Raw genomic sequence first — 24,335 nt, 5'->3', positions numbered from 1 at the left:
GCCTTGCGGCCTTGCGGCCTTGCGGCCTTGCGGCCTTGCGGCCTTGCGGCCTTGCGGCCTTGCGGCCTTGCGGCCTTGCGGCCTTGCGGCCTTGCGGCCTTGCGGCCTTGCGGCCTTGCGGCCTTGCGGCCTTGCCGCCCTGTCGCCCTGCCGCGCCCGCGGGACGCGGCGCCGTGGTGTCGGCGGGCAGGAGACGGCGCCCGGTCACGCCGAGTGGCAGGGCCTTGCGGATCGGGTGACATTGGGACGTGCAACGCAACGTGGGGGCTTTCTGCGGCACGCCCACCTGGCTCCGCAACACTCTCGAAAGGCGCGACCATGGCGGGAAACAGCGGACCGGACCTCGGCAGCCTCCTGGGCGGCCTGCTCGGTGGCGGACAGGGCGGTTCCGGCGGAGGTGGCGGCGGAGGCAACATCCTCGCGCAGCTGCTGCAGTCCTTCCTGGGCGGCCAAGGTTCCGGCGGTGGCGGCGGCAACCCGCTGTCCGGGCTCCTCGAAGGCCTCAACAAGGCAGGGCTGACCGAGCAGACCCAGTCCTGGGTCGGCCAGGGCGACAACAAAGCCGTGACCGGCGCGCAGGTGAAGGAAGCCCTGCCCTCCGACGCGCTGCGCCAGGTCGCCGAGCAGAACGGGATCACCGACGAGCAGGCAGCCGATCAGATCGCGAGCCAGCTTCCGCAGGCCGTCGACAAGCTGACCCCGCAGGGGCAGATGCCCGCCTCGCTCGACGACCTGATGAAGCAGCAGAACCTCTGAGCCCCTGCCCGTCTCCCCCTGGCCCTTCCCCACGCGGCGCCCGTCTCGGCAGACGGGCGCCGCGCGCTGCGAACGGCCGTGCTGACTAGGCTGTTCGGAGCACGCGAACATCGAATCCGACAAGCCGCGCGCCGGGACCGCTCACGTGCACCCGGTGCCGCCGCCGCTCTGCGCAAGGACATCGCCCAGTGAGAACCGCTCTCGTCATCGGCACCGGACTGATCGGCACGTCCGCCGCGCTCGCCCTGGAGAGCCGCGGTGTCACCGTGCACCTGGCCGACCACGATCCCGAGCAGGCCCGTACGGCTGCGGCGCTCGGCGCCGGCACCGACGAGCCGCCCGAGGCGCCCGTCGACCTCGCGATCATCGCCGTACCGCCCGCGCATGTCGCCGCGACCCTCGCGGACGCGATGCGGCGCGGCGTGGCCCGCGCGTACCTGGACGTCGCCAGCGTCAAGGCGGGGCCGCGCCGGGAACTGGAGGAGCTCGGGCTCGACGCGGCCGCGATGGCGGCGTACATCGGTACGCATCCGATGTCGGGCAAGGAGCGCTCCGGACCCTTCGCCGCCACCGCGGACCTCTTCGAGGGGCGGCCGTGGGTGCTCACGCCGACCCGCGAGACCGAGACCGAGGTACTGAACCTCGCGCTCGAACTGGTCGCGCTGTGCCGGGCCGTACCCGTCGTCATGGACGCCGATGCGCACGACCGTGCCGTGGCGCTCGTCTCCCATATGCCCCACCTGGTGTCCAGCATGGTCGCCGCGCGCCTCGAGAACGCCGAGGAGAACGCCGTACGGCTGTGTGGCCAGGGCATCCGCGATGTCACGCGGATCGCCGCCTCCGATCCGCGGATGTGGATCGACATCCTCTCGGCGAACCCGGGGCCGGTCGCCGATCTGCTCGCCTCGGTCGCGGCGGATCTGGAGGAGACGGTGGGGGCGCTGCGGGCGCTCCAGTCCTGTGACGAGGAGAAGCGGCGGGACGGGGCCGTGGGGATCGAGGCGGTGCTGCGGCGGGGGAACGCCGGGCAGGTGCGGGTGCCGGGCAAGCACGGCTCGGCGCCGAAGGCGTACGAGACGGTTGCGGTGCTGATCTCCGACCAGCCGGGGCAGCTGGCGCGGATCTTCGCCGATGCGGGGATGGCGGGGGTCAACATCGAGGACGTGCGGATCGAGCACGCGACGGGGCAGCAGGCCGGTGTGGTCCAGCTCCTCGTCGACCCCAAGGTCGCACCTGCCCTTGTGGGCGCGCTGCGGGAACGCGGCTGGGCGCTTCGGCAGTAGGTGCGGGCTTCGCACCCACCCCCCTGCCCTGCCTGTGGGCAGTCGTGCCGCAGGGCGAGTGGGGTCTCCCCTGCTCAGGGGGTACCCCCTGCTCGAAGAGCTTGGGGGCGTAGTTGAGCGCTTGGGGAAGGGTGGGCACAGGCACCCCAGCCGGAGGCGCTTGACCCAGCCGCGCCACGACGCAGCAGGACTGGGAGGCAGCGGGGCCCCGGGGAGCCCGGCGGGAAGGCGGGCTCCCCGGAGCCAGTAACCTAGGGGGTCGGCGTTTTCGCCGACCCTCTCCGCCGCCCCGCCCACGAAAGGCGCCCCACCCCCGTGGAAACCACCGCAGTGATCGTTGCCATCGACGGCCCCTCCGGCACGGGCAAGTCCAGCACCTCGAAGGCCGTCGCCGCCCAGCTGGGCCTCAGCTACCTGGACACGGGCGCCCAGTACCGCGCGATCACGTGGTGGATGGTGCACAACGGCATCGACATCACGGACCCCGCCGCCATCGCCGCCGCCGCGGGCAAGCCGGAGATCGTCTCGGGCACCGACCCCTCCGCCCCCGCCATCACGGTCGACGGTACGGACGTGTCCGGCCCGATCCGTACCCAGGAGGTCACCTCCAAGGTCAGCGCCGTCAGCGCCGTCCCCGAGGTGCGCACCCGGATCACCGAGCTGCAGCGCTCCATCGCGCGATCGGCCGCCGCCGGCATCGTGGTCGAGGGCCGCGACATCGGTACCACGGTCCTGCCGGACGCCGATCTGAAGATCTTCCTCACCGCCTCGCCCGAGGCCCGCGCCGCCCGCCGCAGCGGTGAGCTGAAGGGCGTGGACGTCCACGCCACCCGTGAGGCCCTCCTGAAGCGGGACGCGGCCGACTCCGGCCGCAAGACCTCCCCGCTCGCGAAGGCCGGTGACGCGGTCGAGGTGGACACCACCGACCTCACGCTGCAGCAGGTCATCGAGTGCGTGGTCACCCTGGTCGAGGAGAAGCGGGCCGCCGCGTGAGCGCCGGCCGTGAAGTGACGACCCCCTCGCAGCGGGGCGCCGAGATCGGCCGCAGGATCGGCGTCGGCCTGATGTACGGCCTGTGGAAGCCGCGTGTCCTGGGCGCCTGGAAGGTGCCCGCGAGCGGCCCGGTGATCCTGGCCGTCAACCACTCGCACAACGTCGACGGGCCCATGGTCATGGGAACGGCGCCGCGCGGCACCCACTTCCTGATCAAGAAGGAAGCCTTCGTCGGCCCGCTCGGCTCCTTCCTGACCGGGATCGGCCAGATCGAGGTCGACCGCTCCACGGCCGACCGCACGGCGATCACCCGGGCCCTCGGTGCCCTGGCCGAGGGCGGCGTCCTCGGGATCTTCCCGGAGGGCACCCGCGGCGAGGGCGACTTCGCCTCGCTGCGCGCCGGGCTCGCGTATTTCGCGGTCCGCAGCGGTGCGCCGATCGTTCCGGTGGCCGTGCTGGGAAGCACGGGGCGCCCCGGACGGTTGATAAAAGGGCTGCCGGCGCTCCGCAGCCGTATCGACGTGGTCTTCGGCGACCCCTTCGAGGCGGGCGACGGCAGCGGGCGGCGGACGCGCAAGGCCTTGGACGAGGCCACCCTGCGCATCCAGGACCGGCTCACCGGACACCTGGAAAACGCCAGGCGCCTCACCGGGCGCTGAGTAAGACTTGAAGCACCGCGTCCGTCCCGTCAGCGGGTCGGCAAGCGGTGAGTAGTGGCCCACGCGCCTGCGTGGTCCATCGATGACTGATGACAGAGGTACGGACTTCATGAACGACCAGATTCCCGCCGAGGGCGCGCACGAGCACGAGCACGACCATGGCGCGCTCGGCGACGCGGAGTACGCGGAGTTCATGGAGCTCGCCGCGGAAGAGGGCTTCGACATCGAGGAGGTCGAGGGCGCGATCGAGGCGGCGGGCCACGGCCCGCTCCCCGTGCTCGCCGTCGTCGGCCGCCCCAACGTCGGCAAGTCGACCCTGGTGAACCGCATCATCGGCCGCCGCGAGGCCGTCGTCGAGGACAAGCCCGGCGTCACCCGCGACCGGGTCACCTACGAGGCCGAGTGGGCGGGCCGCCGCTTCAAGGTCGTCGACACCGGCGGCTGGGAGCAGGACGTCCTCGGCATCGACGCCTCCGTCGCCGCGCAGGCCGAGTACGCCATCGAGGCCGCCGACGCCGTGGTCTTCGTGGTCGACTCGACGGTCGGCGTCACCGACACCGACGAGGCCGTCGTCAAGCTGCTCCGCAAGGCCAAGAAGCCGGTCGTGCTGTGCGCCAACAAGGTCGACGGCCCCAGCGGCGAGGCCGATGCCCACGCCCTGTGGTCCCTCGGCATCGGCGAACCGCACCCGGTCTCCTCGCTGCACGGCCGCGGTACGGGCGACATGCTCGACGCGGTCCTCGAAGCGCTGCCCGAAGCCCCCGCGCAGACCTTCGGCGGCTCCGGTGTCGGCGGGCCGCGCCGGATCGCCCTGATCGGCCGTCCGAACGTCGGCAAGTCCTCCCTCCTGAACAAGGTGGCCAAGGAGGACCGCGTCGTCGTCAACGAGCTGGCCGGCACCACCCGCGACCCGGTCGACGAGCTGATCGACCTCGGCGGTGTCACCTGGAAGTTCATCGACACGGCCGGTATCCGCAAGAAGGTGCACCTGCAGTCCGGCGCCGACTACTACGCCTCGCTGCGTACGGCCGCGGCCGTGGAGAAGGCGGAGGTCGCGGTCATCCTGATCGACGCCGCCGACTCGATCAGCGTGCAGGACCAGCGCATCGTCACGATGGCGGTGGAGGCCGGGCGCGCGATCGTCATGGCCTACAACAAGTGGGACACCCTCGACGAGGAGCGCCGCTACTACCTGGAGCGCGAGATCGAGACCGAGCTCGGGCAGGTTCAGTGGGCCCCGCGGGTGAACGTCTCGGCGCGCACCGGGCGGCACATGGAGAAGCTGGTGCCGGCGATCGAGACGGCGCTCGAAGGCTGGGAGACCCGGGTGCCGACCGGGCGCCTCAACGCCTTCCTGGGCGAGCTGGTCGCCGCCCATCCGCACCCGGTGCGCGGCGGCAAGCAGCCGCGAATCCTCTTCGGCACGCAGGCCGGTACGAAGCCGCCGCGTTTCGTGCTCTTCGCCTCCGGGTTCATCGAGCACGGGTACCGGCGGTTCATCGAGCGTCGACTGCGCGAGGAGTTCGGCTTCGAGGGGACGCCGGTCCATATCTCGGTGCGGGTGCGTGAGAAGCGCAGCAAGAAGAAGTGACGAAGTGACGAAGTGACGAGGCACCGAAGGGGGTGTGCGGGCCGGAGCCCGCACACCCCCTTCGCCGCCGGAGGCCTCAGCCGCCTTGACCGTCGGGGACTCAGCGTTCCCTGCGCTGCGCCGGTGGCAGCGCCGCCGGGAATCCGGTCGGGTGCTGGGGCATGTGCTGCCAGGTCGGCGGGGGCGGCTCGTGGCGCGGGTGACGGCTCTGGGGCTGGTTGCGGAAGGCGGTGAACCCCAGGCCCTCCTCGCCGACGCGGTCCCCCGGAAGTGATTTGAACGATCTGCGCCACTCCGCGTAGAGCCTGTCGTAGATCGGGGTGGCGGAGCGGTTCGGGGGAGTCTCCTCGGAGGGCCGCATACCGGGGATGGGCTGGTGGGAGGGGTCGTAAGGCTGCACGTAGGTGCCAACGAACCCGCGCCCCTTGGGATGCGGGACAGGCTGCATCGACCTCATGCCCGTCGGGTCCGACGGGGCCTGCGGCCCCGAGGGCCCGGCCGGAGCCGAAGCCCCGGAGGACCCCCAGGGCTCGGAGGAGCCCGCCGGTACCCGCACCCACCGGCCCGAGCCGGTATCGGCGGACGTCACGTGCCGGCCAGCGGCATGGACGCGGTCACCAGCTGGCCGTTGGCCGCGGCCTTGTCGAGGGCGTCGCGCAGCAGGTCCTCGCGGGGCTGGCGGCCGATGGTGCCCGCCGGGGCCGCGAACACCAGCACCGCGTTGGTCTTGTTGGCGGCGGTGCGCCAGCCCTCGGTGACCTGGAGCGGCTGGTGCGCCTGCCACCAGGCCACCTGCCCGCCGCTCTCGCCGGGCTGCAGGATCGCGTGCAGCTGGCCCATGGCGAGCAGCACGGACCAGCCGTCGAGCGTGGACGGCACACTCGCGATCTGGCTGACCGGCATGAAGCCCTGCTCGATCAGGAGCGGCAGGAAGTCGTCACCGCCGCCGGTGGCGCCGGGCCGGGCGATCGGGCCGGTGGGCTCGACGACGAGCGCCGGGTGCAGCTCACCGTCGAGGAGGACGAGGCCGCTGGTCACGCCGAGCACGGCCTGCTCGGGCTGGTCCGGCGCGGGTGCCTGACCGCCGGTGATCGACTGGACGGCGCCCTGGAGCTGCTCCTCGGGCACCTGCACGACCTGCGAGGGCAGGCAGGTGGAGTGCGCGAAGGCGAGGACGGCCGTCTCGTCGCCCACGAACAGCACGGTGCTGGTGCGCTCCCTCTGGCTGTCGCCCGGGGTGCGGCAGGACGTGCAGTCATAGCTGCCCGGGGAGCCGTCCCCGGTGAGCAGGCGGTCGGCCTCGTCGTCGCCGATCTCGGCGCGTACGTCGTCGCTGACGTCGAGCATGCGCTGCACAGGTGCTCCTCGGAAGTCGGTGCGTCGCGGTGCCGGGAGGTTCCCGGCGCGCGGGGCCGGTCGTTTCGGCCCCCCATCGAGCCCACGGGCTCATGCAGAGCACAACGGGTGAACCACGGCGGGGGTCACGCAGCGGCGCGGAGTGAATGCGGAGTGCATACCGCCGACGTCACCCACCCGTCCGTACGTCTTGTCCGACGTACGCCTTGTCCGATAGTCCGACCGGGTGGGCTCGGCCTGCTTCGGGGCGCGGCAGAACGTGGGCGCGGGGTGGGGGCTGCTTAGCGTGGCGCATGCCGAAGAAGCGTCTGTGGACCGTGGGGCTCCTCGCCCTCCTGCTCCCGCTCTCCCCGACCGCCGCGCACGCCGCGGCGGAGCCCCGCGACGACCCCGCACCGCCCGCCTCGGGCCCGGAGGTGTCACCTCCGCGCCCGTACGTCTTCGACCTGCCGGACGCCCTCGACCTCCCGGAGGTCGACGTCCCGGAGGTCGATCTGCCGGAGGTCGGTCCGCCGAACGTCGGCATGCCCGAGGCCGGTCCGCCGGGCTTCCTCGACGTGCCGTACGACTGCGCGAAGGACGGGTGGCCCTGGAGCTGCATCGCCGAGTGCGAGAGCAGCAACCGCTGGCACATCAACACCGGCAACGGCTTCTACGGCGGGCTGCAGTTCTGGCAGCCGACCTGGGAGGAGTTCGGCGGTCTCGCGTACGCGCCGCGCGCCGATCTGGCCACGAAGGCGCAGCAGATCAAGGTCGCCGAGAAGGTCCTGCGGGTGCAGGGCTGGCGTGCCTGGCCGGTGTGCTCCCGGCGCTATGGCCTCGAGGGCCGGATGCACATCGTCAAGCCCGGCGAGACCCTCTCCTCGGTCGCCCGCATCAACAAGGTCGAGGGCGGCTGGAAAGCTCTGTACGCGGCCAACCGGGACGAGATCGGCAAGGACCCGAACCGGCTCCTGCCGGGCGCGATGCTGCGGCTCCCGTAGGACCGGGGGCCCGAAGGAGACGGTGCGGCCGGGCCCCGGACCGCACCGTTCTCAGGCCCGCTGCGACGCGGTCCATTCGGCGGCCTCCCCGCTGAACACCACCGAGCCGCGCCGCAGTTCATGGACCAGGACCGCCCGCCCGCCCGGTGCGCCCAGGCGCGCGGGCAGCCGCTGCTCGGCTGTGACGACCGTGGCGTCGAGGCCGGTCAGCAGGTCGTACGTACGGGCCGTGACGGCGGGGGACATGCCCTGGGCCGGCTCGTCGAGGAGGAGGACACGGGGACGGGCGAGCAGCGCGGCGGCGAGCGCCAGCATGCGCTGTTCGCCGCCCGAGAGGCTCGCGGCGCGGCGCGGCAGCAGGGGGCGGAGCTCGGGATACGTCGTGAAGGCGGGGGAGTGGTCGCCCCCGCGTACGGCCAGTTCCAGGTTCTCGGCGACGGTGAGCGAGCCGAAGACGGCCTGCCGGTCGGGCACGAAACGGATGCCGCGCGCGGCCCGCTCGTGGGCCGCGAGCCGGGTCACGTCCCGCCCCTGCCACAGCACACGTCCCTCGGCCGGGCGCAGGGTCCCGGCCAGGGTGCGCAGGGCCGTCGTACGGCCCGAGCCGTTGCGTCCCAGGAGCACTGTGACGCCCGGGTGCGGGGCGATCAGGCCGATTCCGTGCAGGGCTTCGAGGGGGCCGTAGCGCACCCGGGCCCCGCGGAGCTCGATCCCGGTGCTCATGGGCGCGCTTTTGGGTGCATGGATGCCTGCCGACAGGTCATGCGGATCCTCCGCGAGTATGGGCCGCTACGTCGAGCACCTCGTCCGGGGGACCGCTCGCGATGATCCGGCCCGCGCTCAGGACGTGGACGGTGTCGGCGAGACGGTCCACCAGGTCCAGGTCGTGCTCGACGACGAGCAGCGCGGTGCCCTCGGCCGCGACGGCGCGCAGAATCCGGGTCAGCGAGGCGACCTCGGCGGTGTCGAGGCCCGCCGCGGGTTCGTCGAGCAGCAGCACGTGCGGGGAGCCGGCGAGCGCCCGGCCGATCTCGACGCGCCGCAGCGTCCCCGTGGGCAGATCCGCGGCCAGGTGGCGGCGCACGGGCCCGTCCAGGCCGAGCAGGCGCAGTGTGCGGTCGACCGCCGAGGGGTCGCGTACGCGGCCCTGTTCGGCGCCGACGCGCAGATTCTCCTCGACGGTCAGGGACGGGAACACGGCCAGCTGCTGGAAGGTGCGGGCGATCCCGAGCCGGGTCCGGGTGTGCGCCGGGAGCCGGGTCAGCTGCCGCCCGCCGAACTCGACCCGCCCGGCGACGGGTCGCACCGTACCGGCCAGGCAGTGGAACAGGGTGCTCTTCCCCGCACCGTTGGGTCCGATCACGGCGGTGATGCGACCGGGCGGGACCTCCAGACGGACGTCGTCGAGCGCGGTGAAGTCCTCGTACGTGACGGTGAGCCCGTGGGCGGAGAGCGCACCCGGGCGGGTGCGCGCCGTGGAGGCAGGACGGCGTCCGGGCGTCACGTCGCGCCCGGGTTCTGCTGTCGTACCGGCCCGGGGTTCTGCTGTCGTGCCAGCCCCGGGTCGGGTTGTCGTGCCAGCCCCGGGTCGGGTTGTCGTGCCGGGCCGGGGTCCTGGTGTCGGGCGGGATCCGGGTGCTGTGCGCGCAGCCGGCCGATCCCCGGACACGCCGCCTCGCGCGCCCGCACCCGCGAGCCGATCTCCGCGCGCCCGACCGCGTACGCCCCCACCCGCGAGCCGATCTCCGCCCACCCCACCCCGTACGCCCGCACCCGCGAGCCGCACCTCGACCCGCGCCCGCACCGCCTCCCCTCGCGCGCTCAGCCGCACCTCGCCTTCCGCTCCCCGCAGCCGCCCCGCCACGGCCCGTACCGCCTCGTAGGGCCCGCCGGGGAAGCGGCCGATGAGGACGGCGAGGACGCCGATGACCGCTGCCGCCACCCCGCCCCGCGTGCCCGCGTCCAGGCCGACCAGGAGGGCCGCGGCGCCCAGGGCGCCGATCAGGGAGTCGCCGCCGAGCACCACCACCGCGGCGAACCACAGCAGGCCGCGCACCGGGTCGAAGGCCGCGGGGTCGAAGGCCCGCACGCCCATGCCGAGCATCGCGCCGCCCAGCGCCGCGAGCGCGGCGCCCGCGACGAACGCGCCCACCTTCAGGAGCGGTACGGGCACCCCGGAGGCCTCCGCACCCGCCGGGTGGTCGCGCAGGGCCGCGAGGGCGCGTCCGGTGCGGCCGCGGCGCAGCAGCAGGACACAGAGCAACGCGCCCGTCAGGAGGACGAGTTCGAGGACGTAGTACGCGCGGTCGCCGTCCAGGCCCGCAGGGCGGCCGATGCCGAGCCCCGAGGTCGCGTACGGCTGGTCGAAGACGAAACGGCTCACGCCCATCCCGACCGCAAGCGTCGCGAGGGCGAGCGCGAGCCCGTGCCGCTTGATCGCGGGCCAGCCGGTCAGCAGCCCCAGCGGCGCCACGAGCAGCACCGCGACCGCGAGCGCCACGAGTATCGGCAGCTGCGGAAGCCCGGGGAAGCGGCCCGCCGCGAGCAGCGCCGTGAACAGCGCGCCGAGGCCCGCGTACGCGGCCTGCCCCAGCGAGATCTGCCCGCCGCGCCCGGTGACCACGACGAGCGAGAGGAGGACGACCGCGAGCGCCGGGACCTGCACCGCCGTATGCAGGTCCGAGCCCGCGAAACCGAGCGGGAGCAGGAACAGGACACCGGCCACCACCCACACCCCGGCGGGCGTACGGACCCGGGCCGACGCGGTACGCGGCAGCGCGTCGCGGCCGCCCATGCCGGGAAGCACCAGGGCGGACACAAGCAGCGCGACCACGAACAGGTTCGCCCCCGCCGCCTGGAGCAGCGGCTCGCCCCAGCCGGAGGGATGCAGCCGGGTCAGCTGGGCCTGCACCACCCCGATGCCGACCGCCACGGCCACGGCGATCGGCAGACTGTGCATGCCCGCACCCACCGCGACCGCGATCACCTGCATGACCAGGAGCGTCAGGCCGTACGGGTCGAGGCGCACCTGCGAGGCGAGCAACACCCCGGTCAGACCCGCCGTGAACGAGCCGAAGGCCCAGCCCACGGACGCCACCCGGTCCGCGTCGATCCCCCCGAGCACGGCGAGCGGACGGTTGTCGACGACGGCCCGCAGTTCGCCGCCGAACCGGGTCCAGCGCGTCACCGCCCACACCCCGGCCGCGAGGACCAGCACGATCGCCAGCTGCCACCAGGGATCGCCGCCGAGTACCTCCGGGGCGTCCGCACGTGCCCCCTGCCCCCACACCAGGGCCGCCCCGCCGACAAGGAGCACGAACACCCCGATCGAGGCGACCAGCGTCTGCACCGGATCGCTGCCGCGCAGCGCGAGCGGGCGGAACACCGCGCGCTCCAGGAGCAGCCCGAGCCCCGGCGCCACGACGACCAGCGTGAACGTGGCCGCGAGCCACAGCGGCCAGCCCCATTCGACAGTGCACTGGCGCAGCAGATACGCGCAGACCATCGCCACCGCGCCATGCGCCAGGTTGAGCACGCCGGTCGCGCGGTAGGTGACGATCAGCCCGATGCCGGTCAGCGCGGCCGCGCTGCCGATGGCGAGGCCCGCCAGGGTGAGGTCCCAGGTCAGCGAGTCCACCCTCAGGACTCCGGACCGGCCTCGCCGGAGGGGCGGCCGGGATCGGTGGGCCGGTCGGAGGCGGTGGGCCTGTCGGGCTCCGCGGATCCGCCGGGCTCTCCGGGTTCGGTGGGCTCGCAGACGGGGCAGGGCCCGAGCCCCTCGGCCGCGAGCGCGCCCGCATCGGCGGGCACCGCCTCCGGCTTGCCGGCCACGAGCGGGCAATCGGCCCGGTGGTACAGCGTCCCGCCGGGCACGAACAGCAGCTCAGCGCTGCTCGCGCCCACCGGTGCGGCCGACGGCTGCGGTGCGTCCTCCCGTACGAGAAGGCCGTAGAGCCGGTCCATCCGGGCCGCGGCCGCCGCGCCGTGTGCCTGCGCGATCAGCACGGCGCCCGAGATGATCAGCGCGGCGCCCGGCAGGGTGCAGGAGGCCAGATAGGGGACCTGGCGCTCGGCGAAGCGCTCGCCCGAGACGCCGTACCAGCCGATCACACAGAGCACCGCCCCGAGTGCCGCGGCGGCGAGTCCCGCCCACAGCATGGGGTGCGCTGTCCGCAGTCGAGCAGTTGGCATCCGGCCCCCTGGGGATCCGATTCACGTGTTCGTGCGTCCGAGCCTGTGCCCGCGCATGTCCAGTCAGCCGGCGGAGAGGCTGTTGTCCGACGGGTTTGACAACAGCCTCCTACTGTTCTTGTCGGCCGATCGCTTGCACTATGCCTTCTTGAAGCTGACCCTGAAAGCACCGGGCGGTGCCCGGTCCGACACCCGGTGGTGAGCCAGATGGTCCTCGGGAGCAGCCCCCACACGCGTCCCAGGTCGCGCCTCGCCGCGCTCGCCGCGGCTGCCGTCCTGGTCATCGGTCCGTCCGTGAGCGCCTGCGGTGACGACGGGGGAGGGGGCAGCGAGACCCCGCCGCCCACACCGTCCAAGGACGCGACGAGCAGCGCGCCCGCCGAGCCCACGACCGCCCCGCCCTCCGAGACCGCGGGCGGCGCTCAGCCGGACGACCCGGCGGCGGCCGAGCAGGAGATCAAGCAGAACTTCGAGAAGTTCTTCGATCCGGAGGTGCCGCTCGCCGACAAGGAGAAGGTCCTGGAGAACGGCGCCGAGATGCGGCCCGTCCTGCAGGCGTTCAGCGGCGACGAGCGCGGCGGCCAGGTCTCGGCCGACGTCAAGAAGGTGGAGTTCACCTCGCCGAAGGACGCCAAGGTGACCTACGACCTCGCCCTGGACGGGGTCACGGTCCTGCCGGACAGCGCGGGCACGGCCGTGGAGCAGGACGGCACGTGGAAGGTGTCCGTCAAGACGCTCTGCGGACTGCTCTCGCTGAGCGGCAACACCTCGCCGATGCCCGGCTGCTGAGCGTGCGCAGGCACGCGCTGTCCGCGGCGCTGCTCACCCTGCTCACCCTGCTCGCCCTCGTCGCCACCGCCTGCGGCAGCCGGCTGCCGGAGAGCGACTTCACCGGCCGCCCGAGCGGGCCCGCTCGGACCGCGGACACCTCGCCGCTGAAGGTCGGGATCATCCTGAGCGAGACGAGTCCGGTGGGCGGCCAGGCGTTCAGCGGGCCGCGCGACGGCGCGCGGGCCTACTTCGAACGGCTCAACGCCGAAGGCGGCATCGACGGCCGCGAGGTCGAGGTGCACACCTGCGACGACGGCGGCAGCGGCGTGGGCAACAACGAGTGCGTGCACAAGCTCGTCGAGGAACAGCGGGTCGTCGCCCTGGTCGCCACCACGGTCCTCGACTACCAGGGTGCGCCCCGGGTGTCCGGGGCGGGCGTGCCGGACATCGGCGGGCAGCCGATCGGGCCCGCGTACGACACGTATCCGCACCTGTACTCCATCTACGGCTCGCTCGCCCCGCGCGAGGGCGGCAGGCCCGGCTGGGACGGCAAGCAGTACGGCGGCACCGAGGTCTACCGCTACTTCAAGCGCGAGCACGGCGCCCGGACCGCCGCCGTGGTCTCGTACAACCAGGCGGCCTCGGCGGGCTATGCGCAGCTTGTCGCGCGCGGGCTGCGGGCCGAGGGATACAAGGTCGTCACCGAACAGGTCGACCTGGCGCTGCCCAACTTCCGTGCCGTGGCGGCCGATCTCAAGCAGCAGGGCGCCGACCTCGTCTTCGACGCCCTCGACACGCACGGCAACGTACGGCTGTGCAAGGCGATGGACCAGGTCGGCCTGGAGGTCACGGCGAAGGTCACCAACGCGCAGAACTGGACCTCCACCGTCGCCGAGGACTACAAGGACGCCCCGCACTGCCGCAACGCCCTGTGGGTGACCGGTTCGAGCCGCAACTTCCAGGACCGGGACAGCGAGGCGGCGAAGGAGTTCCGGGAGGCGATGCAGGGCGCGGACCGGCTCTCGCAGTGGCAGCTCGAAGGCTGGGCCGCCGCCATGTGGTTCGCGGACGCCGCCGAGTCCTGCGCGCCGGCTGGGATCACCCGGGAGTGCGTGGACGCGTACCTGCAGCGCGGGGAGCCCTATGACGCGCGCGGACTGCTGATCCCGGTGGTGTTCGAGCAGCTCCCCGAACCGCCGTCCACCCGCCGCACCTGCCTGTCGGTGGCGCGCTGGCAGGACGGCGAGGGCTGGGTGACGGCGGAGGACATGAACACCAACTGCTTCGAGGTGCCGCAGATCCCGTACGAGCAGTGACGGCCGCAGATCCCGCAGGAGCGTGACTGCCGCCGATCCGGCACGAGCGGTGACGGCCGATTTGCGGCGGTGAGGCAACCATCGTGCCCGTTCGGCCGTCGTACGGGTATCAGGCGGAATCCTGCACACGTGCGACGGGGGATGTCCGTTGGGGGAACGGAAGTCGAGGACGCATGCGCATCTCATTCCTGATCACCCATGCCCATGGCATAGGGGGATGATCCGGATGACGTTCAGTCTGGCCGAGCAGCTGGCCGAACTGGCCGGGGCCCGCACCGGCCGCCGCCGGGAGCTGCACCGCGTGCGCGGCAGCCTCGCGGGCCGGGCGAACGCGGTCCGTATCGCGGCCGGGTTCGCCCGGCAGGCGGCCGGCCACGTCCGCAGGAACGGTATCCGCGCGGGCGTCAGGAGGCTGCGGTCCGCATGAGCACTTCCTCTCTCACCCCGTCCGCGGACGACGCCCGCCCGGCGCCCCCGGCGCGGTCCGCACCCGGGACCGCGAACGCCCTGCTGCGCGTCCACTGCGTGGCCGATTCGGCCGGTGGGCTGAGCTTCGAACTCGACCTGCCCGGGGAGCCCGCGGACCGGGCGGCCACCCTGCTGCTCAGGCGGCGCGGCAAGCCCGCCGAGGAGGTGGGCCTGCCGCTCACGCCCGCGGAGGGCACACGGCTGCGGGCCTCCCTGCCCGCCACCATGATCCTGCCGGAAGGCCGCTGGGACGCCCATCTGCAGCTCGGCGGCGCCACCGTCGCCCGGCTGCGGCCCGGCCTACGCGATCTGCGGGCCCTGCTCGACCGGGTGCCGGACCCGTCGGCCGGCTGGCTCGGCGTACGTATCCCGTACCCGACGAAGTCCGGGGACCTCGCCGTACGCGCCTGGCATCGCGCCCCGCACGCGGAGGCCGGTGCGGTCCTCGTCGGGGCCCGGGGGCTGGACGTCGAAGGACGGCTGTTCGCCGCCGGGTTCGGCGCACAGGCCCACGTCGAGTGCGTGCACCGGGCCGGTGAGGCCGAAGCGCTGCGCGCCGAGGTCCGCGTGGAGGGGACCGGGTTCACCGCGCGCATCGAATACGGGGAGCTGGCGCCCGGCACCTGGGACCTGTGGCTGCGCCCCTCCGGCGCGCAGGGGCCACGGATCCGGATCGCCCGGCTGCTCGACGACATCGCGGACCGCAAGCCCGTCTTCCGGTATCCGGTCCGCCGGGTCGACGGCGCCTACGGCCCGGTCTCGGCCGAGCCGTACTACACCGTGGACAACGACCTCTCGGTGAGCGTGAACCGTCGGTAGCGCCCACGGCGCGATGGCAGACTCGCCCGCATGCTCGAAACCTCGGCCCGGCTCCTGAAACTGCTCTCCCTGCTGCAGGCGCACCGCGAGTGGTCCGGAGCCGACCTCGCCGACCGCCTCGGCGTCACCGCCCGCACGGTCCGCCGCGATGTCGACCGGCTGCGCGAACTCGGCTACCCGGTCCACGCCTCATCCGGCACCGGCGGCGGCTACCGGCTCGGCGTCGGCGCCGAGATGCCGCCGCTGCTGCTCGACGACGAGGAGGCGGTGGCTGTCGCGGTGGGGCTGCGTACGGCCGCGGGACAGGGCATCGAAGGCATCGGCGAGAGCTCGGTTCGCGCGCTCGCCAAACTGGAGCAGGTGCTGCCCGAGCGGCTGCGCAGGCGCGTCAGCACCCTGAATGCCTACACCGTGCCGATGCTGCGCGCCGGGCGCTCCTCGGCCGTCGACCCCTGCGTCCTCACCGAACTCGCCGGCGTCTGCCGCGACGGCGAACTGCTGCGCTTCGAGTACCGCGACCACGGCGGCAACCCCACCCGCCGCACGGTCGAACCGCACCGCCTCGTGTGCACCGAGCGCCGCTGGTACCTCGTCGCCTGGGACGTGGACCGGGCCGACTGGCGCACCTTCCGTGCCGACCGCATCACCCCGAGGCCGCCGCACGGCCCGCGCTTCGCGCCGCGCACACCGCCCGCCGAGGATCTCGCCGCGTACGTCTCGCGCGGCGTCTCGCACCAGGCCTACGACGCGCGGGCGACGTTCCGTCTGCACGTACCGCTCGCGGAGGCTCAGCAGCACATCACGCCGTCGACCGGGGTCCTCGAAGCCGAGACGGACAACAGCTGCATCCTGCACACCGGTGCCATGAGCCTCGACGGCATGGTCATCCATGTGATGCTCATGGGCTACGAGTTCGACGTGCTCGCACCGGCCGAGCTCGGCGAGCACCTCACGCGGAGCCGCGACCGTCTTTCGCGGGCACTGGAGCGTTCGGCTCCTCCTGCCAGGGCGAGCGGCGCAGCGCCGCGAACTCCGGATGGTGCAGATCGAGCGCCGGGGACTCCGAACGGATCCGGGGCAGCATGAGGAAGTTGTGCCGCGGCGGCGGACACGTGGTCGCCCACTCCAGGGAGCGCCCGTATCCCCAGGGGTCGTCGGCGTCGACCTGCTTCCCGTACTTCGCGGTCTTCCAGAGGTTGTAGAGGAACGGCAGGTTGGACAGGCCCAGCAGGAACGCGCCGATCGTCGAGATGGTGTTGAGCACCGTGAACCCGTCCGCGGCCAGATAGTCCGCGTACCGCCGCGGCATCCCCTCCGCGCCCAGCCAGTGCTGCACCAGGAACGTGGTGTGGAAGCCGACGAACAGCGTCCAGAACTGGATCTTCCCCAGCCGCTCGTCGAGCATCTTGCCGGTGAACTTCGGCCACCAGAAGAAGAAGCCGCCGAAGGTCGCGAAGACCACCGTGCCGAAGACCACGTAGTGGAAGTGCGCGACGACGAAGTACGAGTCGGTGACATGGAAGTCCATCGGCGGCGAGGCGAGGATCACCCCGGTCAGACCGCCGAACAGGAACGAGACGAGGAAGCCGATCGACCACAGCATCGGGGTCTCGAAGCTCAGCGAGCCCCGCAGCATGGTCCCCGTCCAGTTGAAGAACTTCACCCCCGTCGGTACCGCGATCAGGAAGGACATGAAGGAGAAGAAGGGCAGCAGGACCGCGCCCGTCGCGAACATGTGGTGCGCCCAGACCACGATGGACAGCCCGGTGATCGCCGCCGTGGCACCGACCAGCGTGAGATAGCCGAAGATCGGCTTGCGGCTGAACACCGGGATGATCTCCGAGATGATGCCGAAGAACGGCAGGGCGATGATGTAGACCTCCGGATGCCCGAAGAACCAGAAGAGATGCTGCCAGAGCAGCGCACCTCCGAACTCCGCCTCGAAGACCACCGAGCCGAACCGCCGGTCGGCCTCCAGGACAAGGAGCGCGGCCGCGAGCACGGGGAAGGCGACCAGCACGAGGATGGACGTGAACAGTACGTTCCACGTGAAGATCGGCATCCGGAACATGGTCATGCCGGGCGCCCGCATCCCGATGATCGTGGTCAGGAAGTTCACCGAGCCCAGGATCGTGCCGAAGCCGGACAGGGCGAGGCCCATGATCCACAGATCGGCGCCGATCCCCGGTGAGCGCTCCAGGCTGTTGAGCGGCGCGTAGGCGAACCAGCCGAAGTTCGCCGGGCCCGAGGGCACCAGCAGCGAGCCGAGCACGATCAGGCCGCCGAACAGGAACAGCCAGTACGAGAGCATGTTGAGCCGTGGGAAGGCCACGTCGGGCGCACCGATCTGCAGCGGCATGATCTCGTTGGCGAAGCCCGCGAAGGTCGGCGTCGCGAAGAGCAGCAGCATGATCGTGCCATGCAGGGTGAACGCCTGGTTGAACTCGTTGTTGCTCATGAGCTGCAGCCCGGGGCGGGCGAGTTCGGCCCGCATCATCAGGGCCATGAGGCCGGCGACCAGGAAGAAGCCGAAGGACGTGATCAGGTAGAGATGCCCGATCTTCTTGTGGTCGGTGGTCGTCAGCCAGTCGACGACGACTCGGCCCCGCCGGCGGACCGGGGCCGCGTCGACGGCCTCCCGCACGGTTTCCGTCCCCATACCTGCTCCCTCGCATTGTCGCGTCCGGACACTGGAGCACCCGCCATGATGCTCGCGGCGGGCGCGGCTCCAACAGGGGGCGTACGGAAGGGAGTCACGGTCCTGCGCGGGCGCGAAATGGTTGGGCCCGCGGGTGATTCTGTGCGGGAACTGTGAATTCGTCGAGGCTCGCCAACCGCTCGGCGCGCCCCTGCGATCGTCATAACGGAATGATCACCGCTAGTCGTGCGGGACGGAATTACCGAGGATACATACGGACTTTCCGGCTGCCCGCTCCGGGAATTAACAACCCCTCGTTCGTGTGAAGTATCCGCGGATAAAGCGGTGTCGTGGAGCTGTGACACAAGCGTGACAGAGGGCGGACAGGTGACGCGTGGTGGCGGCCGCGGGGAAGCTCTTCCGGTCGTCGCACCAAGGCGCCTACGGTGGGCGTATGGCATCCATACCCACGCCGGGAGCGGAACCCCAGGACAGCTTCGAGAGCTATGTCGGACTGGAGGAGAGCAGCGCCGAGCAGCGGGCCCGCGAGCACGGCTGGAGCACCGTCAGATCGCTTCCGCCCGGCGCCGTCATCACCATGGAGTACGTCGTCGGACGGCTGAACTTCGAGGTCACGGACGGCGCGGTGACGCGCTGCTGGAAGGGCTGAGGCGGCGGCCCCGGGTGGCCCTGGGCGCGGTCGATCGCCCGTGAGCGGCCCCGGGGTGTTTCAGCCGCCCGTGACCGGACTGGCCGGGGCGGGGCGGGAGGCGCGCTCGGGATGCTGCGGCCGTCGGCCGCCGGCCGGTGCTGCCGCGGTGCGTTCCGGGCGGGCCGTGTGGCCGCGGTGCGCCCGGACCGGGTGCCTGACCGCCGTGACCGGCTCGGGGACGGGCGTGGGTGCCTCGTCCTCGGCCGTGGTGCGCTGCGCGAGCACGGCTGTCGCGCCGGACGGGACGGGGGCGCCGACGGCGCGGTGTTCGCGGACCCGCTCGCGCAGGGCGAAGATCCGGGCCTCGGCCCTGGCGGCCAGCGGCTCGAACCAGGGCAGCGCGAGCAGGATCAGCAGGCCCGCGGCCCAGCCGAGCAGGACGTCGCTGAGCCAGTGCGTACCGAGGTACACCGTGCTGAGTCCGACGCCGAGCGCTACGATCGCGGAGGTGGCCGACAGGTAGCGGCGGGCGCGCTGGCTGGAGGCCAGGTAGGCGAGGATGCCCCAGGTCACGACGGCGTTGGCGGTGTGGCCGGAGGGAAATATATCGCCGGCGCCGAAGTGCCACATCTCGTTGGCGCCGATCTGTGTGGCGTAGTGCGGGCCGAGCCGGCCCATGCCGATCTTGGCGGCCCCCACTGTCACGTTGAGCAGCAGCAGGGAGGTGCCGAGCATCAGGAGCGGACGCAGCGTGTGCTGCCGCCAGGAGCGCCAGCCCAGCCAGGCCAGGACCATCACGGCGGTGGGGCCGCGCTGGCCGAGCACCACGTAGTAGTCGATGAACGCGTGCACCTCGGGCCACTGCTGGTACGGCCGGAAGAACATCAGCTGCCAGTCGAGCCGGACCAGGAAGGTGGTGTTGATGACCGCCACGACGATGAGCACGTAGAAGACCAGGGTCGAGCCGAGAAGCACGATCCGGTGCGGGCTCATTCGCGGGACATCAAGGTTCTGCGGCCGCTCAGGCTCACGGTCCAGACGGGCGAAGAGCCGGTCCGGACGGGTGAGGTTTTGTTCGGTACGCACTCAATCGACGTTACAGCGGGTGAGTGTCGGCCCACGCCGAATCGGTGTCTTTGTGATGACGATGTGATGTGGGATTGATCTCAGTACGGCCTCTATTCCTACCTTCGGTCAAAAGGTCCGGGCCTCTCGGATCGTTATTCGGACTTCGGTTCCGCGTCTGTTTTATCGGGCGACGCAATTTGTTCACCGATAAGCTCCGGGGATTCGGCGGGGCGATCACGGCGGCCCGGAGCCGTTCAGCCAAAGCGCGCCGTACACCGCGGAGCCCACGCCCGCCACTGCGAGGACCGCCGCCGACCTGGACGTCCGCAGCCGGGCGAGGGCGAGAGCCGGGGGCAGGAGCAGCGGGAACGCGGGCAGCAGCAGCCGGGGCTTGGAGCCGAAGTAGCCGGAGGCGCAGAGCGCGAGCGTCACCACGATCCCGGTGTAGACCAGGAGCGGTACGGGCTGGTGCTGCCGTACGCCCGTCACGTACAGCCAGATCACGAGGGCGACCCCGAGGATCAGGCCCACCCCGGCGAGCGCCGAGGGAAACGACGTGAACTTGTCGGTGATGAAGCGCAGGAACGCGTAGCCGAAGTCGAAGCCGTTGCCCCACTGCTTCTGCACGTCGAGGTAGCCGAACGGCCCGCCGCCCGTTCGCAGGCCGACCCACAGCACGTACCCGGCCGCACCCAGCGGCGCGAGCACCATGCCGAGCACCATCCGCCAGGGCGCCCTCCGCTCCCGCAGGAGGAAGAGGACGGCCGTGACCCACAGGGCAGCCACCACCGCCATGCCGACCGGCCGGGTCAGTCCCGCCAGCGCCGCCAGCAACCCCGCCGTCACCCAGCGCTCGCGCAGCACCGCGTACAGCGACCAGGCGGCCAGCGCCGTGAACAGTGCCTCGCTGTACGCCATCGACGCCACGATCCCGACCGGAAGCACCGCCCACAGCGCCACGGCGCAGACCCCGGCCCGCCCACCGGTCTCCGAGTGCCGCCCTTCCAGGGCCGCGCTCCGCGCCTTTCCTTCCCGGTACAGGCGGTCGGCGATCAGGAAGATCCCCCAGGCCGCGGCGAGCGAGGAGAGCCAGGCGACGAGCATCCCGGCGTCCGCGTACGACAGCGGGCTGACGGCCGCCAGTGCCTTCTCCAGCCAGGGCAGCAGCGGGAAGAACGCCAGGTTGGAGTGGACCGAGCCGTCCGGCAGCGTGGTCTGCCAGCCGTAGCCGTGTTCGGCGACCCGGGTGTACCAGAGCGAGTCCCAGCGGGCGGTCAGGAGTGTGTGCGGGCTCTTGCCGGTACCCAGGCACCACACGGCGAGCACCGCGAGGCCGAGCGCGCGCACCGCCGCGTACACGAGCAGTGCGGGCGCCGCGTGGCGCAGCGCCCGTGCGAGGCGGCCGGTGGCTGTCCGGGGGTGTGGATCAAGGTCGGTCACGGGCTCGATTATCGGCGCGGCCCGGATCGCGGCCCGCAGCGCCCTTCCGGTCCGGCTCGCAGCGCCCGTCCTGCCCCGGGTCGCGGCGCCCGTCCTGCCCGGGCTCGCAGCGCCGGTCCTGCCCCGGCTCGCAGCCCCCGGACCGCGCGCGGCCTGTGTCCCCGTATGAGCCGAACGGTGGTGTATTCCACAACCGGCGCGTGAGCACATGAGAGATGGGCCACGCGCACCCGCACCGGACTCGCGTAATCTGACGGCTCACTCGCACGGCGCACCCGTCCGGCCCCCACCCGGCGGCAGCGTTCGAGGGCCACTGTTCGAGGGCCACTGGAGGTACACGGATGAGCGGGACGACCACGGCTGCCACACGGCGGCCCCTGGCCGTGGCCCGGCGTCTGTGCCCGACACCCCCCGAGAGCGGAGCCAACCGCTGGGTCGTCCTGATCGTCCTGTGCGTATCCCTCGCGATCGTGGCGATCGACTCGACCGTGCTGCACGTCGCGGTGCCCGCCGTCTCCGAGGACCTCAAGCCGGGTGGCATCCAGCTGCTGTGGATCGTGGACGCGTACCCGCTGGTCTGCGCGGCCCTCCTCATCCTCTTCGGCACCCTCGGCGACCGCGTCGGCCGCCGCAAGGTGCTGCTGCTCGGTTACGGCCTCTTCGGCGCCGCCTCCGCGCTGGCCGCGCTCGCCGATTCGCCGCAGCTCCTGATAGCCGCGCGTGCCCTGCTCGGCGTCGGCGGCGCGATGATCATGCCCGCCACGCTCTCGATCGTCCGCCAGGTCTTCCCCGACCGGCGCGAGCGCGCGGTGGCCATCGGCGTCTGGACCGCCGTCGCGGCGGTCGGTGCGGCCGCCGGACCGCTGCTCGGCGGCTTCCTCCTCGAGCACTATTGGTGGGGTGCGGTCTTCCTGATCAACATCCCGCTGATGTTCACGAGCCTGTTCGCCGGGCGCTGGCTGCTGCCCGAGTCGACCGGCGACCGCGAAGGGCCCTGGGACGTCGTCGGCGCGCTGATGGCCGCCTGCGGTCTCTTCGGTGTCGTGCTCGGTGTGAAGTACGCGGGCGACGGCGGGGGCGTGCTCGATGCGATGGCCCTCGTGCCCCTGGGTGTCGGCGCCGTGCTCCTGATGCTGTTCGTGCGCCGGCAGCGGCGGCGCAGACATCCCCTGGTCGATCTGTCGATGTTCTCGCGGGCCGCCTTCGGGACCTCGGTCAGCTGCATCGTGCTCGCCATGCTGGCGCTCGTCGGGCTGATGCTGATCGCCGCACAGTATCTGCAACTCGTCCTCGGGCTCTCGCCCCTTCAGACCGGGCTGCGGATGGTGCCGCTGACGCTCGCCGCGATGGTCGGCGGACTCGTCGGCTCGCGGATCCTGCCGGTGGTCGGGCCGCGCGCGATGGTCGTCTGCGGCTTCCTCCTCACGGCGGCCGCGGTGCTCGTCCTGACCTTCCTCGGACACGAGGACAACCCGCCGCTGATGCTGGCCGGCTTCGTCCTGCTCGGCTTCGGGCTGCAGACCACGCTCTTCGGCTCGTACGAATCCATGCTCAGCGAGGCCCCGCCGGGGCAGGCCGGCGGGGCGGCCGCGATCGGCGAGACCTCGTACCAGCTCGGCGGCGGCATGGGCATAGCGCTGCTCGGCAGCGTCATGAACGCGGCCTACGCGCCGGGCCTCGACTCGGCGAGCGGCGTGCCGGAGCCGGCCCGCGCGTCCGCCTCGCACTCGCTGGGCGAGGCCTACCAGGTGGCCGACTCGCTGGGCGGCGGCGTGGGCGACGTGCTGCGCTCGGCGGCGCGGGACTCCTTCGTCAACGGGCTCCATGTGACGCTGCTGGTCAGCGCGGGGCTGCTGTTGATGGGAGCGGTGGCGGCGCTGCGGCTGCCGCGGGCGATGGCCTGCGGCTCTCAGGACGCGATCGCGCCGGTCCCGGCGCCGGCCGCCCGCGAGAAGACCGCCGTGCAGAAGACCGCCGTGCAGAAGGCCGCCGTGCAGACGGGCGCCGCGCAGACGGGCGCGGTGCGCAGGTCCTCGCGCGAGCCCGCGGCCGCGGAGTCGCGGGGCTGAGGTTGCACCCCCGGGCCGGGATGCGCCGGGTTGGTACTGTCGGCTACCACCGCTAGTTTTAGGCGCCCGCACTGGAGGCCGGTCATGTCCGCATCCTCAGCACCTTCCTTCGACCCCCGCGATCCCCTCGGGCTCGACGACCTGCTCGAACCCGAGGACCTCGCCGTACGGGACACCGTCCGCTCCTGGGCCGCCGACCGCGTACTGCCGCGCATCGCCGACTGGTACGAGCGCGGCGAACTGCCCGAGGTGCGGGAACTCGCCCGCGAGCTGGGCGGGATCGGCGCGCTCGGGATGTCGCTCAGCGGCTACGGGTGCGCCGGGGCGAGCGCCGTGCAGTACGGGCTCGCCTGCCTGGAGCTCGAAGCCGCCGACTCCGGCATCCGCTCCCTCGTCTCCGTGCAGGGCTCCCTCGCCATGTACGCGATCTGGCGGTTCGGCTCCGAGGAGCAGAAGCAGCAGTGGCTGCCGCAGATGGCGGCGGGCGAGGCCATCGGCTGCTTCGGCCTGACCGAACCCGACATCGGCTCCGACCCGGCCGCCATGCGTACATACGCGAAGCGGGACGGCGGCGACTGGGTGCTCACCGGTCGCAAGATGTGGATCACCAACGGATCGGTGGCGAAGGTCGCCGTCGTCTGGGCGCAGACCGACGACGGGATCCGCGGCTTCGTCGTCCCCACCGACAGCCCCGGCTTCTCGGCCCCCGAGATCAAGCACAAGTGGTCCCTGCGCGCCTCCGTCACCAGCGAGCTGGTGATGGACGAGGTGCGGCTGCCCGCGAGCGCGGTGCTGCCCGAGGTCACAGGACTGCGCGGCCCGCTCGGCTGCCTGAGCCACGCGCGCTACGGCATCGTCTGGGGCTCGATGGGCGCCGCCCGCGCCAGTTTCGAGGCGGCGCTCGACTACGCGAAGACCCGAGAGCAGTTCGGGAAGCCTATCGGCGGCTTCCAGCTCACCCAGGCCAAGCTCGCCGACATGGCCCTCGAACTGCACAAGGGGATCCTGCTCGCCCACCACCTGGGCCGCCGGATGGACGCCGGGCGGCTGCGCCCCGAGCAGATCAGCTTCGGCAAGCTCAACAACGTGCGCGAGGCCATCGAGATCTGCCGGACCTCGCGCACCATCCTCGGTGCGAACGGAATTTCGCTGGAGTACCCCGTGATGCGTCATGCGACGAATCTCGAATCGGTGCTCACCTACGAAGGCACCGTCGAGATGCACCAGTTGGTGCTCGGCAAGGCGCTCACCGGGCTCGACGCCTTCCGGTGAGCGGCCGCTG

At 72.2% G+C, this 24,335-nt stretch carries 21 protein-coding genes and 1 pseudogene; 14 read left to right on the top strand and 8 right to left on the bottom strand.

The window, feature by feature from the left end; translation table 11 throughout:
• Positions 1-213: 213 nt before the first annotated feature.
• The 5 genes from ACLF6P_RS06980 to der all read left to right on the top strand — a co-directional run bounded on the left by ACLF6P_RS06980 (position 214) and on the right by der (position 5,282).
• On the top strand, positions 214-756 hold the full coding sequence (locus ACLF6P_RS06980) for a YidB family protein (protein WP_415948920.1): 543 nt from the start codon (positions 214-216) through the stop codon (positions 754-756).
• Positions 757-944: 188 nt separating this feature from the next.
• Positions 945-2,039: a prephenate dehydrogenase gene (locus ACLF6P_RS06975; RefSeq protein WP_415948918.1), complete on the top strand. Its 1,095-nt coding sequence runs from the start codon at positions 945-947 to the stop codon at positions 2,037-2,039.
• A 315-nt stretch (positions 2,040-2,354) separates the two neighbouring features.
• Entirely contained in the window at positions 2,355-3,032 is a 678-nt protein-coding gene (gene cmk / locus ACLF6P_RS06970) for a (d)CMP kinase (protein WP_415948916.1), read from the top strand.
• Positions 3,033-3,103: 71 nt separating this feature from the next.
• Positions 3,104-3,691 (top strand): lysophospholipid acyltransferase family protein, encoded by a 588-nt coding sequence (locus ACLF6P_RS06965; protein WP_415948935.1) that lies wholly within the window; start codon positions 3,104-3,106, stop codon positions 3,689-3,691.
• 109 nt (positions 3,692-3,800) lie between these two features.
• Positions 3,801-5,282, top strand: coding sequence for a ribosome biogenesis GTPase Der (gene der, locus ACLF6P_RS06960; protein WP_415948914.1), 1,482 nt, complete (start codon positions 3,801-3,803; stop codon positions 5,280-5,282).
• Positions 5,283-5,382: 100 nt separating this feature from the next.
• Here der and ACLF6P_RS06955 read toward each other — a convergent pair whose 3' ends face one another.
• Together ACLF6P_RS06955 and ACLF6P_RS06950 are read right to left on the bottom strand one after the other, a co-directional pair.
• On the bottom strand, positions 5,383-5,730 hold the full coding sequence (locus ACLF6P_RS06955) for a hypothetical protein (protein ID WP_415948912.1): 348 nt from the start codon (positions 5,728-5,730) through the stop codon (positions 5,383-5,385).
• A gap of 137 nt (positions 5,731-5,867) precedes the next feature.
• Complete coding sequence (locus ACLF6P_RS06950; RefSeq protein ID WP_415948910.1) at positions 5,868-6,638, bottom strand: hypothetical protein; 771 nt, start codon at positions 6,636-6,638, stop codon at positions 5,868-5,870.
• 293 nt (positions 6,639-6,931) lie between these two features.
• Between ACLF6P_RS06950 and ACLF6P_RS06945 the strand changes: the two genes are divergently transcribed.
• Positions 6,932-7,621, top strand: coding sequence for a LysM peptidoglycan-binding domain-containing protein (locus ACLF6P_RS06945; protein ID WP_415948908.1), 690 nt, complete (start codon positions 6,932-6,934; stop codon positions 7,619-7,621).
• Positions 7,622-7,672: 51 nt separating this feature from the next.
• On the opposite strand, the gene ACLF6P_RS06940 is transcribed toward ACLF6P_RS06945, so the two are convergent.
• The 3 genes from ACLF6P_RS06940 to ACLF6P_RS06930 are packed head-to-tail and all read right to left on the bottom strand — an operon-like array spanning position 7,673 to position 11,812.
• Positions 7,673-8,344, bottom strand: a complete 672-nt coding sequence (locus ACLF6P_RS06940; protein WP_415948906.1) for an ATP-binding cassette domain-containing protein — start codon at positions 8,342-8,344, stop codon at positions 7,673-7,675.
• Positions 8,345-8,381: 37 nt separating this feature from the next.
• Positions 8,382-11,258 carry an ABC transporter permease subunit gene (locus tag ACLF6P_RS06935; RefSeq protein WP_415948904.1) on the bottom strand — a complete coding sequence of 959 codons (2,877 nt, stop codon included), beginning with the start codon at positions 11,256-11,258 and terminating at the stop codon, positions 8,382-8,384.
• 2 nt (positions 11,259-11,260) lie between these two features.
• Complete coding sequence (locus ACLF6P_RS06930; RefSeq protein ID WP_415948902.1) at positions 11,261-11,812, bottom strand: hypothetical protein; 552 nt, start codon at positions 11,810-11,812, stop codon at positions 11,261-11,263.
• A 207-nt stretch (positions 11,813-12,019) separates the two neighbouring features.
• Between ACLF6P_RS06930 and ACLF6P_RS06925 the strand changes: the two genes are divergently transcribed.
• From ACLF6P_RS06925 to ACLF6P_RS06905, 5 genes are all read left to right on the top strand, one after another.
• Positions 12,020-12,601, top strand: a complete 582-nt coding sequence (locus tag ACLF6P_RS06925; protein ID WP_415948901.1) for a hypothetical protein — start codon at positions 12,020-12,022, stop codon at positions 12,599-12,601.
• 2 nt (positions 12,602-12,603) lie between these two features.
• Entirely contained in the window at positions 12,604-13,899 is a 1,296-nt protein-coding gene (locus ACLF6P_RS06920) for an ABC transporter substrate-binding protein (protein WP_415948899.1), read from the top strand.
• A gap of 226 nt (positions 13,900-14,125) precedes the next feature.
• On the top strand, positions 14,126-14,326 hold the full coding sequence (locus tag ACLF6P_RS06915; protein WP_415948897.1) for a hypothetical protein: 201 nt from the start codon (positions 14,126-14,128) through the stop codon (positions 14,324-14,326).
• On the top strand, positions 14,323-15,186 hold the full coding sequence (locus ACLF6P_RS06910; RefSeq protein ID WP_415948895.1) for a hypothetical protein: 864 nt from the start codon (positions 14,323-14,325) through the stop codon (positions 15,184-15,186). Before ACLF6P_RS06915 ends, ACLF6P_RS06910 begins: the two co-directional genes overlap by 4 nt.
• A 30-nt stretch (positions 15,187-15,216) precedes the next feature.
• Positions 15,217-16,272 carry a helix-turn-helix transcriptional regulator gene (locus ACLF6P_RS06905; RefSeq protein ID WP_415948893.1) on the top strand — a complete coding sequence of 352 codons (1,056 nt, stop codon included), beginning with the start codon at positions 15,217-15,219 and terminating at the stop codon, positions 16,270-16,272.
• A gap of 1 nt (position 16,273) precedes the next feature.
• Here ACLF6P_RS06905 and ctaD read toward each other — a convergent pair.
• A pseudogene (gene ctaD, locus ACLF6P_RS06900) lies at positions 16,274-17,845 on the bottom strand (aa3-type cytochrome oxidase subunit I); the annotation flags it as partial.
• Positions 17,846-18,278: 433 nt separating this feature from the next.
• On the opposite strand from ctaD, the gene ACLF6P_RS06895 reads away from it, so the two are divergent.
• Entirely contained in the window at positions 18,279-18,494 is a 216-nt protein-coding gene (locus ACLF6P_RS06895; protein WP_415948892.1) for an I78 family peptidase inhibitor, read from the top strand.
• 60 nt (positions 18,495-18,554) lie between these two features.
• Here the strand turns inward: ACLF6P_RS06895 and ACLF6P_RS06890 are convergent, their stop codons facing one another.
• Both ACLF6P_RS06890 and ACLF6P_RS06885 read right to left on the bottom strand, forming a co-directional pair.
• Positions 18,555-19,562, bottom strand: coding sequence for a phosphatase PAP2 family protein (locus ACLF6P_RS06890; RefSeq protein WP_415948890.1), 1,008 nt, complete (start codon positions 19,560-19,562; stop codon positions 18,555-18,557).
• Between the two features lie 216 nt (positions 19,563-19,778).
• On the bottom strand, positions 19,779-20,984 hold the full coding sequence (locus tag ACLF6P_RS06885; RefSeq protein WP_415948888.1) for a hypothetical protein: 1,206 nt from the start codon (positions 20,982-20,984) through the stop codon (positions 19,779-19,781).
• 341 nt (positions 20,985-21,325) lie between these two features.
• On the opposite strand from ACLF6P_RS06885, the gene ACLF6P_RS06880 reads away from it, so the two are divergent.
• Together ACLF6P_RS06880 and ACLF6P_RS06875 are read left to right on the top strand one after the other, a co-directional pair.
• Complete coding sequence (locus tag ACLF6P_RS06880) at positions 21,326-23,053, top strand: MFS transporter (RefSeq protein WP_415948887.1); 1,728 nt, start codon at positions 21,326-21,328, stop codon at positions 23,051-23,053.
• 84 nt (positions 23,054-23,137) lie between these two features.
• On the top strand, positions 23,138-24,325 hold the full coding sequence (locus tag ACLF6P_RS06875; RefSeq protein ID WP_415948886.1) for an acyl-CoA dehydrogenase family protein: 1,188 nt from the start codon (positions 23,138-23,140) through the stop codon (positions 24,323-24,325).
• The last annotated feature ends 10 nt before the right edge of the window (positions 24,326-24,335 follow it).

It is taken from the genome of Streptomyces lothianensis (genome assembly GCF_047779955.1).
Classification (GTDB): domain Bacteria; phylum Actinomycetota; class Actinomycetes; order Streptomycetales; family Streptomycetaceae; genus Streptomyces.
This window is presented reverse-complemented; position numbering and strand designations above follow the sequence as displayed.

Excerpts from the sequence above, each read along its gene's own strand:
- ACLF6P_RS06915 (WP_415948897.1), top strand. The coding sequence starts at position 14,126 with ATGACGTTCAGTCTGGCCGAGCAGCTGGCCGAACTGGCCGGGGCCCGC.
- ACLF6P_RS06925 (WP_415948901.1), top strand. The coding sequence starts at position 12,020 with ATGGTCCTCGGGAGCAGCCCCCACACGCGTCCCAGGTCGCGCCTCGCC.
- ACLF6P_RS06945 (WP_415948908.1), top strand. The coding sequence starts at position 6,932 with ATGCCGAAGAAGCGTCTGTGGACCGTGGGGCTCCTCGCCCTCCTGCTC.
- ACLF6P_RS06905 (WP_415948893.1), top strand. The coding sequence starts at position 15,217 with ATGCTCGAAACCTCGGCCCGGCTCCTGAAACTGCTCTCCCTGCTGCAG.
- ACLF6P_RS06930 (WP_415948902.1), bottom strand. The coding sequence starts at position 11,812 with ATGCCAACTGCTCGACTGCGGACAGCGCACCCCATGCTGTGGGCGGGA.
- der (WP_415948914.1), top strand. The coding sequence starts at position 3,801 with ATGAACGACCAGATTCCCGCCGAGGGCGCGCACGAGCACGAGCACGAC.
- ACLF6P_RS06965 (WP_415948935.1), top strand. The coding sequence starts at position 3,104 with ATGTACGGCCTGTGGAAGCCGCGTGTCCTGGGCGCCTGGAAGGTGCCC.
- ACLF6P_RS06875 (WP_415948886.1), top strand. The coding sequence starts at position 23,138 with ATGTCCGCATCCTCAGCACCTTCCTTCGACCCCCGCGATCCCCTCGGG.
- ACLF6P_RS06910 (WP_415948895.1), top strand. The coding sequence starts at position 14,323 with ATGAGCACTTCCTCTCTCACCCCGTCCGCGGACGACGCCCGCCCGGCG.
- ACLF6P_RS06880 (WP_415948887.1), top strand. The coding sequence starts at position 21,326 with ATGAGCGGGACGACCACGGCTGCCACACGGCGGCCCCTGGCCGTGGCC.
- ACLF6P_RS06895 (WP_415948892.1), top strand. The coding sequence starts at position 18,279 with ATGGCATCCATACCCACGCCGGGAGCGGAACCCCAGGACAGCTTCGAG.
- ACLF6P_RS06955 (WP_415948912.1), bottom strand. The coding sequence starts at position 5,730 with ATGCAGCCTGTCCCGCATCCCAAGGGGCGCGGGTTCGTTGGCACCTAC.
- ACLF6P_RS06940 (WP_415948906.1), bottom strand. The coding sequence starts at position 8,344 with ATGAGCACCGGGATCGAGCTCCGCGGGGCCCGGGTGCGCTACGGCCCC.